At 37.7% G+C, this 14,790-nt stretch carries 10 protein-coding genes; 2 read left to right on the forward strand and 8 right to left on the reverse strand.

Annotated elements, in window-relative coordinates; translation table 11 throughout:
- Positions 1-96 precede the first annotated feature (96 nt).
- Positions 97-1,440, forward strand: a complete 1,344-nt coding sequence (locus ACUN8G_RS13040; protein WP_437345377.1) for a sigma-54-dependent transcriptional regulator — start codon at positions 97-99, stop codon at positions 1,438-1,440.
- A gap of 1 nt (position 1,441) precedes the next feature.
- Positions 1,442-2,524 carry an ATP-binding protein gene (locus tag ACUN8G_RS13045; RefSeq protein WP_437345378.1) on the forward strand — a complete coding sequence of 361 codons (1,083 nt, stop codon included), beginning with the start codon at positions 1,442-1,444 and terminating at the stop codon, positions 2,522-2,524.
- Here ACUN8G_RS13045 and ACUN8G_RS13050 read toward each other — a convergent pair.
- From ACUN8G_RS13050 to ACUN8G_RS13085, 8 genes are read right to left on the reverse strand one after another with little or no spacing between them, the layout of a single operon-like run.
- Positions 2,521-3,195: a response regulator transcription factor gene (locus ACUN8G_RS13050; protein WP_437345379.1), complete on the reverse strand. Its 675-nt coding sequence runs from the start codon at positions 3,193-3,195 to the stop codon at positions 2,521-2,523. The genes ACUN8G_RS13045 and ACUN8G_RS13050 overlap by 4 nt on opposite strands.
- Positions 3,196-6,645, reverse strand: a complete 3,450-nt coding sequence (locus ACUN8G_RS13055; protein WP_437345380.1) for a response regulator — start codon at positions 6,643-6,645, stop codon at positions 3,196-3,198.
- 31 nt (positions 6,646-6,676) lie between these two features.
- A complete protein-coding gene (locus ACUN8G_RS13060; RefSeq protein ID WP_437345381.1) occupies positions 6,677-7,924 on the reverse strand; it encodes a type II secretion system protein GspD in 1,248 nt (415 codons plus the stop codon).
- A gap of 1 nt (position 7,925) precedes the next feature.
- On the reverse strand, positions 7,926-8,813 hold the full coding sequence (locus ACUN8G_RS13065; RefSeq protein ID WP_437345382.1) for a hypothetical protein: 888 nt from the start codon (positions 8,811-8,813) through the stop codon (positions 7,926-7,928).
- Complete coding sequence (locus ACUN8G_RS13070) at positions 8,810-10,363, reverse strand: hypothetical protein (protein ID WP_437345383.1); 1,554 nt, start codon at positions 10,361-10,363, stop codon at positions 8,810-8,812. Before ACUN8G_RS13070 ends, ACUN8G_RS13065 begins: the two co-directional genes overlap by 4 nt.
- Positions 10,364-10,367: 4 nt before the next feature.
- Positions 10,368-11,591, reverse strand: a complete 1,224-nt coding sequence (locus tag ACUN8G_RS13075) for a type IV pilus twitching motility protein PilT (protein ID WP_437345384.1) — start codon at positions 11,589-11,591, stop codon at positions 10,368-10,370.
- Between the two features lie 29 nt (positions 11,592-11,620).
- Positions 11,621-13,405 (reverse strand): GspE/PulE family protein, encoded by a 1,785-nt coding sequence (locus tag ACUN8G_RS13080; protein ID WP_437345385.1) that lies wholly within the window; start codon positions 13,403-13,405, stop codon positions 11,621-11,623.
- Between the two features lie 29 nt (positions 13,406-13,434).
- Positions 13,435-14,778, reverse strand: a complete 1,344-nt coding sequence (locus ACUN8G_RS13085; RefSeq protein WP_437345386.1) for a type II secretion system F family protein — start codon at positions 14,776-14,778, stop codon at positions 13,435-13,437.
- Between the last annotated feature and the right edge of the window lie 12 nt (positions 14,779-14,790).

Consider the following 14,790-nt stretch of genomic DNA (forward strand, 5'->3'; position numbering starts at 1 on the left):
GGGCGGGATAAGCGAAATTAGAATACGAGAATACCACAAATGGTTTTATCCCCGATTTTTTTTATATTGTTAACAATTTATTTAACGATTGCAAAGATGAAAGACGCCAAAATACTAATTGCTGACGACGACGAAACTTTGTGCTATCTCTTAAAAGAAGAATTGGTTAACGAAGGTTACCGCGTCGACGTTGTTTACGACGGTAAATATGCTATCGAAAAGTTAAAATCGATTCCATACGATATTCTTCTACTCGACCTCGAGATGAAAGAAGTTCATGGCGAAACCGTACTCGAATATGTTATCGAAAATCACCCTTCAACACAGATTATCGTATTGACCGCAAAATCCGACGTACGGACAGCCATCGATTGCATCAAAAAGGGAGCTTATGATTTTATTACCAAACCCTACGAATTTGGTCAGCTCTGCGTAACCATCGAACGCGCTATGGAGCATAAAGACTTAATTGTCAAAAATAAAATTCTATCTTCGAAAGTTAATCAGGCATATACAGGTGCAATTATAGGCGAAAGTGAGGCAATTAAGGAAGTAATCCGTCTGGCTGAAAAAGCAGCTCGCTCGGATTCGAATATTTTACTCGAAGGCGAAACCGGTACAGGCAAGGAATTATTTGCGGAGTTTATCCATAAAAATTCAGATAGAGCTTCAAAACCATTTGTCGCAATTAACTGTGCTTCGTTGCCCGACCAGTTAATCGAAAGTGAATTGTTTGGTTATGAAAAAGGCGCTTTTACAGACGCAAAATCTTCAAAACAGGGTCTGGTTGAAATTGCCAACGGCGGTACTCTCTTTCTCGACGAAATTGGCGAATTGAGTCTTACACTTCAACCCAAATTCCTCAGATTCCTTGAAAACGGAGAATTCCGTAGAATCGGTGGGGTTACAAATTTAAAATCGAATGTGCGGGTTATCGGAGCAACTAACAAAAACCTGATGGAAGAAGCTGAAAATAAGAACTTCAGACGCGACCTCCTCTTCCGTTTAAATGTAATCACGCTTACAATTCCACCGCTTCGACAGCGTCAGAATGATGTTCTCCTTTTAGCAGAGTATTTCCTGAGAAAAAAGTCTCCTGTAAGATCACTCAAAAAGTTATCCGAAAGCGCTCAAAAGGCACTTCTAAATTACAGCTTCCCCGGCAATGTGCGTGAGCTTGAACATATGATCGAAAGGGCAATTATTTTTTCGGACGGAAATATTATTCAACCGAAAGATTTAAACATCCCTAAAGATGAATTCGATTTCACTAAATTTTCTGAAAAAGATGGAGAATTCCTTACGCTCGAAGAACTTGAAAAAATTCATATCAAAAATGCGCTGGACAAATTTCAATGGAATCGGGAAAATACAGCCCGTGCTCTTGGAATAAGTCAAAAAACTCTCTATTCGAAGATTATCAAGTACAAATTGAAATAAAATGAATAGACGGAATTTATCGACATCTCATCTGACACACGATCTGAATAATATTATCACTCGGATTCTAAACAGTCTCGAACTCCTCAAGAAGAAAGTGGCAAACTATGATGAAGTCGAGCCGATTATCAACAGCATCGAAAGCAGTGCCTTTATGGCTACTGAAATAATGGAAGACATGCAAGCCGATTCTAAGGGTAAGCCACATCACAAAAAGAAAATCGACGTCAATAAATTAATCGAAATTCTGGTTTCTACAGTTAGCCTTAGCCAAAGAAATAAAGTCAAATTCAATCTCAAACTTCAACCCGACCTGTACCCCCTCGAAGGGCGCTATTCCGATTTTTACAGAATTTTTCTGAATCTCATCGTAAATGCAATAGAGGCAATTAATAACCGGGGAACCATTACAATAACAACTTCCAATATCAATATAACCGATCGTTCTGGTTCATCGGATTTATTCAACACTCAGCCTTACATACAAATAAAAATATCCGATAACGGCACGGGTATCGATCCAGAAATAATTCCTTTTATTTTCGACGAAAATTTTTCGACCAAGTCGAAAGTTAAAAATAGAGGCTTCGGACTGTCGATAGTAAAACAAATAGTCGATAGTTACGAAGGCGTAATCAAAGTCTGGAGCGAGAAAGGTAAGGGAAGTGAATTTTTACTTACATTCCCATCACTGGGGCATCCGAAAGAAAAAACTACCGAAAAAGCAAAACAGATCCTTTTAGTGGAAGACGAGGAAATTTTACTGGAATTGCTGACCGAATTACTCGAATCGTACGGGTATAAAATTACTGCTGTTTCAGACGGTAAAGGAATGTTTAAAAAGTACGACCCGGCCAATCCTCCCGACCTTTTGATTATTGACCAGAAACTGCCCGATATCGAAGGGATCGAATGCATAAAAAAATTAAGAACTATGAACAAAACAATTCCAATCATACTTGCTTCAGGTTCTCAAACCGATTACAGCTTAGAACCAGGAATAAACGAGATTGTCAGCAAAATAATTCATAAACCCTATAACTTCGATGAAATCCTTTCGATGGTAAAGGAATTAATTGGTTAGTTTTTGCTCTCGTCTGATTTTAAATCGATTATATTCAGATCGTTTACATATGGTGTAATTACGGGTTTTTTAATTGAGCCGAGTTTTTCAAGTACTGCAACTATATCGCGTGCAGCATTTTCAATAAATTCGATTCTTTTAAGAATAGCCTCCTTAGAAAAATTTTCTTTCGACAATTCACGCCTAATTGCAGCAGTGGAGAGATTTATCAAAGTCAGAGGCTGTTTGATTTCATGATTCGCCGTTACGACTGTAGCAGCATACGTTTTGATTTTTTCTATTTCAATCAGGAACTTATTTGTTTCGCTGAAGCGAAGAGCTGATTTAATTCGTGCCACAAGTTCGGTACGATTAAACGGTTTTTTAATATAATCGAACGCCCCAGCCTGCAAGCCTTCTTTCAGATTCTCAGCTTCTGTAAGCGCTGTCAAAAGTATTATCGGAATTTGTTTGGTCTCTTCGGTATTGGTTAAAGTTTTGCATACGTCGTAACCGGACATACCAGGCATCATAATATCAAGAAGTATCAAATCGGGTTTTTCTTCGATCGCTTTTTTAATGCCCATCTTTCCATCATATGCTTTGATCACTTCAAAGCCTTCCTGTTCGAGCCTGTCCTGAAGTAAGAATACATTATCTGGATAATCGTCAATAACCAAGATCTTTTTCATTTATACGCTCTTGCCTTGAAGAATGTTTTTTATTTTAGCCGCAAGCAGAGAGAATTCGACAGGTTTTGTAACCAGATCGTCAAAACCGTTTTTTTCGATAACCTCTTTGTTTTCGAGCATTGCATAAGCCGTTAGAGCAATTACAGGTATTGAGGCAGTTCTGTTTTCTGTTCTAATTTTTTTAATAGTTTCAAAACCGTCCATCATCGGCATCATTATATCAAGAAAAATTAAATCAGGCTCAACATGATTCAACGTCAGAAGGCATTCCATTCCATTGTGAGCAAAGATGGCATTGCAGCCCAGCTGCTTGACAAATTCCCCGATTGTAAAAAGTGTGTCCTGATCATCGTCAACTATCAAGACAGTCGGCTTGTTTTTTTTGACCACAGTTTCTTCTGCCGGTTTTGGGGTTTCGTCGGTTTCGATTAATTTTTCTTTGAGAAACTCATTATCAATTTTTATTCTATCACGGATTACTTTGAGTATATCGAGAGGATGATTTTTTTCCCGTAGCGCAATTGAGTTCATTACACGCGTCAACTCTTCGGCATTCATACTATCATATCTTTCGGGGAGTATTAATATAATCATTGTATTTCGCGTAAAGACGTTATGCCGTATCATTGCAGTAAACAAAATTGCATCGGCAACAAACGACTCAACATCGATAAGAAAAATTTGTGTCGAGTTAAAGTCAATAGCGCTCATTGCCGCTTCGAGACCCGACCTGTATTCAAAATTTGACAAACTTTCACTTTTCAGTGAATCATAAATTTCTTTCTTTTTATCCACCCAGAAAATTGTTTCGGCTTTATTGCCGAGATAGCTTTCCACATCGTTTATCAACTTTTCCAGCCTTTGCCGCGACACCGGTTTTACAACAAAATCGTATATGTTGGGTATCCAGCCAACTTTTTGATCTTCCAGAACGGTAAGTATTATTACAGGAGTATTCGCGTACATTCCCGTCTTCAGTTTATAGAGCGTTTCCCATTCTCTTCCACGATCGTCAATATTTCCGATAATAAATACGTCGGGTTTTTGTTTTGTCTTTGGATCAGACAGATTTTCTGTTTTTAACTCCATCACTTCGTAATTATACGAGGCAAGATAATCGGCAATTAATTTGTATGTATTTTGATTCGATGTAATTATAACTGCACATTTTTTCAGGTCGGAATCTTTTGTTTGGAAAGTCTCGACTTCAGAATCGAAAGTTTCGATAATTATATTATTCAGGAGGAAAGAAAACCGCGAACCTTCTCCGGCTTTCGACTCAAGTTCAATTTTCGAGCCCATCAATTCCAGGAAATGTTTTGCTATCGATAGTCCGAGACCAGCTCCGCCGTATTTACGCGAAGTGTTCGTCTCGATTCTTCCGAATTCTTCAAATATCTTTTCTTTATTTTCTTCAGTAATGCCCACGCCTGTATCTTCAACTGCAAATGCGAGTGAAGTCTCGTCCATCTGTTCTACTTTCAATCTTACATATCCTTCTTCGGTAAATTTAAATGCGTTGAACAGTAAATTAGAAAGAATCTGTTCAAGTTTAGAACGATCAGCCTCGACCATGAAATCGATATTTTTCGGCAGCTCGAGAATAAATTTCAACTTTTTTTCTGCCGCCATCTGTTCGACGTCCTGGATAATATCTTCGATCAAATCGGAAAGTAAGAATCTTTCTTTGTTCAGTTCGAGTTTACCAGCATCCACTTTAGAAAAGTCGAGAATATTATTAATCAGTCGTAAAAGTTTTTTCCCGTTTCTTAAAATAACTTTTAACTTTCTGCTGCTTTTTTCGGAATTAATTTCTTTTAGCATTAATTCTGTCAAACCGAGTATCGAGATCAGAGGCGTTCTCAATTCGTGCGACATATTAGCAAGAAAGCGTGATTTTATATTGTAAAGCTCCACAGCTTTTTTTCTTTCTTCTTCGAGTTCTTCTGCTTTTGCCTTTAATTCCAGATGGAGCTGTTTGAGTTCTTTATTTTGCAATTGGTATTCTTCGTTCAAGCGCCTTAATTCGCCAACCAGATTTTCGAGTTGTTGAAGCGACCGAGCATTGACAAGACCTACAGCCAGTTGCTCCTGAATATTATTCAAATAAAGCTTGATATCGCTGGCAGGTAATTTTTCCGACGCCAGTTCCAGTACGGCTACTGTTTTATTATTATAAATTATTGGGTATAAGAGCAGATAACGAATTTTAATACTACTAAGTCCCGTTCTGATTACAGGGTGATTTTCTTCAAAAGTCAGTTCAATTATTTCCTTTTTATCGATAGTTTGTTTAAGATAGGCCTCCGGCTTTTCTATCGAGTTGCCCTCGATGCCGTAAGAGGCACCGGTTATTAATTTATTTTTATCTATTACGTAAATTATTCCGAAACTAATTTGAGTCGTTTTAATAATCTTGTTTAGTGCGGCGTCGCATATTTCATCGAGTGAAGGATTTTTATTGATCAGTTTAATAAATTCTGTGTATTCTCTTTCGGTCTTTTCTTTTTCGTTAATAACGTCGAGCATCTTATTAAATGCTTGGCCGAGTTTGCCAATTTCGTCTTTTGTAATAATTCGCGCTCGGTGATTTAAATCTCCTCTGGCAGTAATTTCAGCAGCTTCATCGAGTATCGAAATCTGTTTTCTGAATTTATAGGTAAAAATCAATACTATTATAAATGTGAAGGCTCCCCCAGAGACGATAACAAGAATAACAACATTCTTGAGAGTATTTCTGAAATTTACACCTTCTTCGAATGTGTCGAAGGTAAGAAACGAGAATTTTCCCGAAGGAATTACAATTTGTGTGGGTGTATAAATCGATGCGCTGAAATCTATTTCGTCTGATTCTATGCTGAAAATATCATAGTTGTTCTTGTATTTAAGGTTGTCAATTGCTTGCTCAAGATAGTTCACTATACTTTCATTCTTCAAAGGATTTGATACTTCCATTACTTTATTATTGACCACAAATGCAATTTCCGAACGAATCTTTTCGCTTATTTTCGTCAGGAAATCCGAGTCGATTATCATACCATAATAATAAAAATTATCTTGAGAATTCAGATAGCCGAGGACTATTCTTGGATTGTTATTAATGAATTCTTTGAAGTCCAGTCTACTCAGATCGAGCTTGTACTTTTTTTTTGATTTAAACGACTGCAGATCTATAATTGAATTATCTTTTAAAGTAAATAAAAAATCGATTCCAAGTGAATCAATGTCAACTGAATTACTATTATTAATAATTCTTTTTATGTCGTATTCATTTTGCTGTAAATAATTTTCGAAGAGGAAAATGAAGTCGTTGGTTGAATTAAGTATCAATTGCGATTTAAAGCGTGTAAAAAGCCTCTCAGTTAAAGAATAGTAGATAGTTGACGAGGCACCAATTGTAATGAGTACAATTACAAGCGATATTAATATCAGCTTGGCATTTAGTTTCATCTTTTCCCGACATAGTTATTATAGAGCCATATTATTTATCTTCGTATTCTTTTTCTCTTTGGGATTCCTGCATATATTGTTTTATTTCGTCGGTATTCTTTTTCAATTGTTCTTTCAAAACGCCTTTGCTCTTCTTGTCGGAAATTCTGTCTTTAAGCGACGGCAGTATATCGGCTTTAATAAGCATAATAATTTCTTTTGTTGTTAAACTTTTCTGCTCGTAACCGAATATATATCTCAATCCCAGAACCCACCAGGGGAGATCTTTCAGGATTGGGACGCCGCGTCTGTCCGAAGTCTCTTCGTTAACGTAGAGTCCTCCGATAGCAGTTTCTTCACCGTCGAGCAGAAGCACACTTGTTTCTGCAGTTGTCTTACGAATTTCGGTTGTAATCGTTCCTGGATTAGCCGAGCTTCTTTCAACTTTCAGCTTTAGGTAAACATAATCTATTCCGTCTTCTGTATAGATATAAGGAGTAACTTCGATAATTGTTCCGGTTGAGTAGAATCGGTCAATAATATTCCCTGCAAAATCGCGTTCTTTAATTGAAATATCCGAGCCAACCTGCGTCCTGCCTTTAACTCCGTTTACAGTGCTAACAGTAGGACGTGAAATTATTTTCCCGAGATTTTCTGTTTCGAAAAATCTAAACAAAGCCGTTGCGTCTCCTTCAAATTCACCCATTGTAAACTGTGATTTAGTTTCGATACCGAATTCGGGCGGTTGCTGCTGCACTTGAGTTGTTGTGGTTGAAGATTGCTCCTGTTGTTCCTGTAATGTTACCAATTTACCACCAATTGATAAGCCGCTTCTCGACAGAAGGAATTCCCAGTTGATTCCTCGTTCTCTCATATCGGCTACATTTGCCTCGAAAAGAAGTGCAGAAATTTTAACTTCCCTTTCGTCGACGGGGGCATAAATTTCTTTTGAAAGTTCAGCTTTAGCGTCGTCTTTTTTCTTGACAATTATTGTCGATTCGGTCTCCTCAAACATTAAATTATTGTACTGAACTATGATTAACAATGCTTTTTTGTACTGAATATTTTTCAGTTCTATTCCGATTGGTTGATTGATTTCTACAGTTGATACGATTTTTTTACCAGTAATTTTCTGGCTGACTGCGCTCAGCACTTCAATTGCCTGATTAAATGTAATATTCTCCGAAAGTGTAACAAGTTCTTCAGGGTTGACATAACCTTTTAATTTCTCCTGCAAATCTATTTGTGCATGCAGCAACGCTGAAATCAACATGACCGATATAAAAATTAACCTTTTCATTTTATTTACTCTTTTTATTTTCTTTTTCGAGTTTTAGAGTAACCGTTTCGACAATGCCGCCTTTATTGAGGATAAAGTTGACCTGATTGTTATCGTAGTCGATCTTTGTAAGATAACCGAGATAAACTTTGTCACCTTCCCATAATAGATAAGTATTTCCGCTTGCATCTGAAAGGAACGCCCCATCGGGAATTAATGCCAGCAGCGAAGCCGATTGTACATCCAGCAGTCCATCTACATTCGGTGGAATTTCATTGCGTATCAAAGGATAAAATATATCATATACTGGATTTGGTGTTAAACTATTTTCAGCATAATCTTTAACATAAAAGCGATCGTCATTCGAAAAATAGACATTCACTGTAAATTTATACGAAACGAGATAATGCGGAATCCCATCCTTATCCACCTGGACATTGTTTGCCATGTTGAGATCACTAATTTTCTTTAACATCTTGCTCTCTTCGATTGCATAAATCAATCGATTTAAATCATTGAAGGTGGCAACTCCACTTAATTTATATACATAATAATTGAGTTGACTTCCAGTCTCAGTTCTGTCATATTCGATATTAACGTATGAATAAGGCGAAAATGTGAATGATATTTTATTAACAAAATCATAGAAATCCGACTGCGACAGATTGAACGGAACATTATATTTTCTATTCGATAAAATTGAATCGAGTTTTGCAACTTTATCTTTCAAGAGGACCAGTTGTTGTTCAAGTGTTTCAGTATCGAGCTGAAAGAGTGTCAGATCTTTAATTTTTTTCTGTCTATCCTCAATTTTCCCTTTTAGATAAACATAGTTAAACAATGAGCCAACAGCTACAACACCTATGAAAATTGCAAGAATTATAACCGTATTTTTTACTTTGAGGCTCATTGAATTGAACTCTTCTTTTCATTGAGTTTAAGATTAATTATGAATGAGAAAGCCGACTTTTCCCGGATTGTTTCCGAATTAATATTTTTTATAACTGCAGTCGGATAGTTTTGTGCAAATTCTGTAAGTACACTTCTTGAAAGAGAAAAGCCATAAATGATTATATCGCCTTGATTAGGATTTTCGAATTTCGATATCCAGAAATTTCTTCTCCGTTCCATAAAATCCGAAATTGCTAAAAGATTTTCGTTCCAGATGCCGGCATTTACTGTAGCAGAATCGAGTATCGACTGGGTTGCGTCAAAATTGTTGATTCGATTTTGAAGAGGAGTAATTTGTTCGATCAATGCTTGATTTTGCATCTGTTTCTGGTTTAGTCGAGCAATTTCTAAATCGAATTCATTAATTTTTTGCAGATTAGATAGACTTTCAAATGTAAAGAAAAAAGTAGCGGCAAATAGCAATGGCATTACAGCATAACTGTGCCACCCAAACTGAAGAAACTTTTGATTTTCCTGAATATAACGCGGCAGTATATTAATTCCGACGTGCTTTTTCTCAAGTTCGTCAAAATATTCGACGGCTGCAGAAATTGGGATGGAGTAGAGTGCCAGCTCTTTCTGAACCTCTTCACTTAACTCGGAAATATCGATATCCTCAAATTTCATTTCACTTACATTTGCTTCTGGAAATGTACCATAAAAAGAGAGAATAAGATTTTCGGAACGGTCTTCTCCGCACAAAATAATATTGTCGAGTTTTGTTATACCACCATTTTCCATTTCGAGCAAAATTTTTGAAAAGTAAACATCGTATGTATGCAAATTTGTGAGGCCTACGTCGAGAGTTGCTCCGATGTGCTTTAATTTATTTCCTTCGAGGAAAATCAATTTACTGGTTTCCCTTCCAATATAAATTATCAGCGTATTGTCCTCAGGGAAAAAGTTTCCGTTTTTTGCCACATAATATGCCAGCGATAATTCAGCCGGCTTAATTGCTGGAATTTTTAAATAACGCCTCTTATTAAAGTTTGCCAGGCGATTAATAAGATTAACGGCCGGAATCTCTCCTTCGAGAAATACGCTAAGTAAAGTCTTCTCGTCAAATTCTGTGTAACCAAGCATGTCAGGGCTTACTTTTACGCCTTTCGAATTCTCTATATCGGAAATAATTGCCTGTAATAACTTCTTCTTATTAGTATCAGCGGGAAGTTCAGAGAAGTGATAATTAGCCGTCGGTTCGCTCACTACAGGCATAAACTGAACCTGTGAAAGCTTGATGCCCGAGAGTATTGAATTTAGTTGCGACATATCCGAAACGTCGCTGCCTTCGCTTTCAGAATCAGCTATGTTTGCCAATTCATCGAATGAAAGGTCCTTATCTGCAGCGGGAGTTTCCAGATCGAGCATATAATTGCCTGTGCCAGCTCTGCCCGGCGCCGATACAGAAAGAGACATTACGCGCAATACTTTGACAGATTCTTTCTCTTTTTCGAGCAATGCGACTTTTGCATTACTACTTTCCGTATAAACACTCAGTAGATATTTCATATTATCACGCTTTTAGTAACTGCATAATTCGAGTTTTATTATTAGCGTATGCAATTGCATTTTCCTTCGAAATCTTCCTTTCGGTATAAAGTCTCAACAAATCCTGTTCCAGAGTAATCATTCCCTGCTGAGTACCCTGATTAATCATCATATATATTTCGCTTGTATTATTGTTCTTTATTGCGGCTTTAACGCTGGGCGTAACAATCAGTACTTCTTTGGCAAGGACACGTTTACCATCGAGACTTGGAACAAGTTTTTGAGATACGACAGAAATCAATACATCGGCGAGACGATTTCTAACACGTTCCTGTTCAGATGGATGAACTTCGGCAATTATACGATCAATCGACTCAACCGCTGAAGATGTATGTAGAGTCGAGAAAACTTTATGGCCGGTATCGGTTACTTCGAGGGCAGCCATAATTGTTTCAGGGTCTCTCATTTCGCCAATTACAATTATATCGGGATCCTGACGCAAAGCCTGAATTACGCCATCCTTAAATGAGAGGACATCTCTTCCTACTTCGCGATGTTTTATAATAGATTTTTTTGACGTATGAACATATTCAACAGGCGATGCAATGATAACGATATGACATGGGTCGAACTGATTATGATAATCGATAATAGCGTCGAGAGTGGTAGATTTACCCGAACCAGTAATACCTGTAACGAGCGAAAGTCCGAATTTGATATAATTATGGCTCATTGCTCTAATGGCAAGAGGATGAAATTCGAGTGAATTCAGAGGTCTAACTTTAGCCTGTATTGCTCTCATATTAAGAGCAAGCGTATCGAGGTCGAAATATGCATCGGCACGAAATCGTACGTTTCCATTTTCTTTTTCATAAAAGAATGTATAACTAAAATCGAGATTACGTTCTGTAAGTAGAATCTGACGTTGATTTGGATTTAATAGCGACATAATCAGTATTCCTGCTTCGTCAGGAGTCAATTGCGGTAAATCCTGCACACGTTCTTTATTGCCATAAATTCGAAACCAGACGTATCCTTGAGTTCCAAATCCGCCAATCTCAACGTCCGATGCCTCTCGCTCCAGCATCAGCGTAAGGATATGATTGGCAAATTTTAACAGCAGGAGTTTTTGTTCATCGTTCAATTTATCGATATGCTCGGCGATAAAGCGCACTCTTTCTGGACCGAAATAAATTTCAGGTATCTTTGAAACGAATGCAGACAATAATTGTTTAGCTTGTTCTATCATAATTACACAAAATAAGTAAATAATTTATTTTAATCTTCCATTGTAGCGCCAATAACTTCCTGTATAGATGTAAGTCCCAATTTTACTTTTTCGAATCCCGACTCGCGCAAACTTTTAGTACCATCTTTCCGTGCCTGATTTCTGATGGCTTCTTCATCTACTTCGTCTCCTGAGGATACAATAATTTTTCTAATTTCTTTTGTAAAATAGAGCGCCTCGTGAATAGCAAGCCGACCTTTGTAGCCGGTATGATTGCACTTTTCGCAACCCACAGCGTCGTAGATCTCGCAATCCTTCCATTCATCTAAGTCCAGACCTAAAGATTTAATATGCTCTTCGACATTATCCACTTTCTTTTTACAGTTTTCGCACAATCTTCTAATCAATCGCTGAGCTACAATGATATTAATTGCATAAGCAATAAGAAAAGGCTCGATGCCCATCTTATAAAGACGTGCTACGGCGCTGGGAGCGTCGTTTGTATGAAGAGTTGAAAATGTAAGGTGACCGGTATTGGCAAGTTTAATTGCAGTTTCAGCCGTTTCCTTATCTCTCATTTCGCCCACAAGGACAATATCGGGATCGTGTCGCAGGATGGCTCTTATCGCCTGTTCAAAATTCATCTTGTGACCGATTTTCAATTGACGCGCTCCTTCAATTACGTATTCAACCGGATCTTCAACAGTCAGAACATTTTTTGTCGGGTCAATTACTTGATATAGTGCGGCTATTAGAGTGGTCGATTTACCACTTCCGGTCGGTCCTGTCAGAATAACCATTCCCTGCGGTTGTTTAATTGCTTTTTCGAATGCGGTGCGTGCATACCCCGTCAATCCGAGTTTGCTTAAATCGCGTATTACTTTTCGATCGTCGAGTATACGAATGACGATACTTTCGAATTTGTTTCTTAGTTCTGTGCCCACTGTTGGCAATACCGAAACACGAAAACGAATAATATGACCATCGATTTCCCTCTGAATAAAACCGTCCTGAGCTTTTTCGCGTTCGAAACGGTCGAGTCCTTTTGAACGATCTTTAACCACAGCCATAACAGCTTCGGGCATAGTATTTTCCTGTACATGCCATAGCTGCAGTTTACCGTCGATTCTGAAATGGATTTCAGTACGCGTTGCCGATCGGGGAATAATATGAATATCGCTTACTCCTTTTCGCACTCCTTCGACTAAAGCGGCTTCTACCAGATTAATCAACGCGCTTTTATTAATTTCCGCATCGAGTTCTTCTTCATCAATACTGGCTTCGTCCTGAACATGAAATTCTTCTTCGGCTTCCTGAACCATTCTCAAATATTCGTTTTCCGAAGTAATTACCAGATTAATTAGTTTATCGTAATCCTTTTTGCGGAGATAATTTATTTCATATTTCTTGGCATTGAGGGCATAAGCAATTTTTGGTAAATTTCTGTCGGTAGGGTCTACAGCAGCAAGTATCAGTTTATCTTTAATTTTATCGTCGTATTTGAAGGGAATAACTCGATGTTCAAGCAGAAGGCGTTTTAACTCGTCGCCCTGCTTGGTCATCATATTCTTAATTTCGTTAATCCGTTCTTCTGATAGTTCTTCCGGTTTTATGTTGAGTTCCTTGAAAGCGTAGAGTATTGACACTTCACGAAAGATTACGTCGTGTTCAAAACCAAACTCTTCGACCAGAATTTGTGCGAGATTTCGTTTTTTTTGTAGCTGGTCTGCTTCTTTAATTTTAAGAGCCTGCTCAAGAATATTTGCATCGATTATCCCTTTTTTAAGAAGTAGATAACCGATTTTATCAGCCATTTCGAGTTGTGAATCCAGCATAACCAAATACCTTCGTTAAAATTAATTTATCATCCCATCATAGGCGACTTAGGACTTATTGTTGCCGTTTCTGCCGAAATTAGAGTTAAAGCAATCATCACAATCATAATTATCATTGCTATTACTACCTGAATCAGTTCGATTACATTCTTAAGTCTGAACACAGTTTCGCTTTCGTAATAATTGGCAAGTTGCAGAGCAGTATTTTTAATTGTACCGGTTTCCTCGCCGGAATGGAAACGAGAAATGGCGGTGTCGGTAAAAACACCACTTGCCTGAAAGGCATCCGTAACGCCGATACCTTTTTTAATCATCAACGGAATAGCCACATTTTTAATTTGATTTTCAAAATACGAATTTCCGGTGGCTTCTGCAGCAATTCGTATCGGCTCGATGCTTTCTGCCGAGCCGCTGTAAAGAGTATAAAAGACGCGGCAAAAAACTTCAATCGATGTTTTATGTATCAAAGAACCGATCACAGGTATTTTGTACATCAATCTATCGACAATCAATTTTCCTTTTTTGCTTTTAGCAAACTGCCATAAAAAAATGGGCGGTAGAACAGACGCAAGAGTAACCCACAATACATTATCGATCAAAAATTCACTTAACTTAAGCGTTGCGGCTGTCAGTGGCGGCAAGTCAATCTTAAATTTCACAAAAAGTTTTGCCGTTTCAGGGAAGATATAACCGACATAAAACAAAACAGCCAGAAAGAGAACAAATAAAGTAACAAGAGGAGTAATGAGGGCGCTTCTTAAATTCTTTCGAAATTCTTGTTGACGTTCCAAAAACTTTGCAGTGGCTTTATAAATTTCTGCCATATTGCCACTTTTGGAAGCCAGTCCGAGCATATAAGCCGTAAATTTACCGAATATCGATTGATATCTGAGAAACGTAGTCTGGCTATCGGCACCTTTTTTCAGTTCGTTGTTAATTTGTTTTAGTGTTTCCCTGAGTGTTTTGTTTTCAATGTCGTTTATTAGCAAAGTCAGGATTTCACTGTATGGTAATTTTTGGTCCAGTAATTCTGCAGAAATTTTAACAAAGGAAACGATATCCTGCTGTGGCGGTTTGAGATTGAATTCTAATAATTTTTTGTTTACCGAAATTACTTCGTAGCCCAATTTCTGAAGAGCGTTAACCACTTCATCTTTTGAGAAGGCTCTTTGCTCACCTGTAATTGGCTTTTCGTTTCCGCGTCTTATCTTGTAGATATAAGTACTTTTTTTCTGGATGGAGCTGATTTTAAGATTGTGTTTGCCGGCTAATTTATGGATTTTCCTTTTTGCCTCGCTGTAGGAGGGTTCGTTTAGTATGCCAGAAATTGCTTGGCCATTCGGTTTAATTGCACTGAATCTTACCTCAATCATCAGAAATTTTCC

The organism is Melioribacter sulfuriphilus, from assembly GCF_052656625.1.

Coding starts and splice junctions, on each gene's coding strand:
- ACUN8G_RS13040 (WP_437345377.1), top strand. CDS start 97: ATGAAAGACGCCAAAATACTAATTGCTGACGACGACGAAACTTTGTGC.
- ACUN8G_RS13085 (WP_437345386.1), bottom strand. CDS start 14,778: ATGATTGAGGTAAGATTCAGTGCAATTAAACCGAATGGCCAAGCAATT.
- ACUN8G_RS13055 (WP_437345380.1), bottom strand. CDS start 6,645: ATGAAACTAAATGCCAAGCTGATATTAATATCGCTTGTAATTGTACTC.
- ACUN8G_RS13075 (WP_437345384.1), bottom strand. CDS start 11,591: ATGATAGAACAAGCTAAACAATTATTGTCTGCATTCGTTTCAAAGATA.
- ACUN8G_RS13050 (WP_437345379.1), bottom strand. CDS start 3,195: ATGAAAAAGATCTTGGTTATTGACGATTATCCAGATAATGTATTCTTA.
- ACUN8G_RS13080 (WP_437345385.1), bottom strand. CDS start 13,405: ATGCTGGATTCACAACTCGAAATGGCTGATAAAATCGGTTATCTACTT.
- ACUN8G_RS13060 (WP_437345381.1), bottom strand. CDS start 7,924: ATGAAAAGGTTAATTTTTATATCGGTCATGTTGATTTCAGCGTTGCTG.
- ACUN8G_RS13070 (WP_437345383.1), bottom strand. CDS start 10,363: ATGAAATATCTACTGAGTGTTTATACGGAAAGTAGTAATGCAAAAGTC.
- ACUN8G_RS13065 (WP_437345382.1), bottom strand. CDS start 8,813: ATGAGCCTCAAAGTAAAAAATACGGTTATAATTCTTGCAATTTTCATA.
- ACUN8G_RS13045 (WP_437345378.1), top strand. CDS start 1,442: ATGAATAGACGGAATTTATCGACATCTCATCTGACACACGATCTGAAT.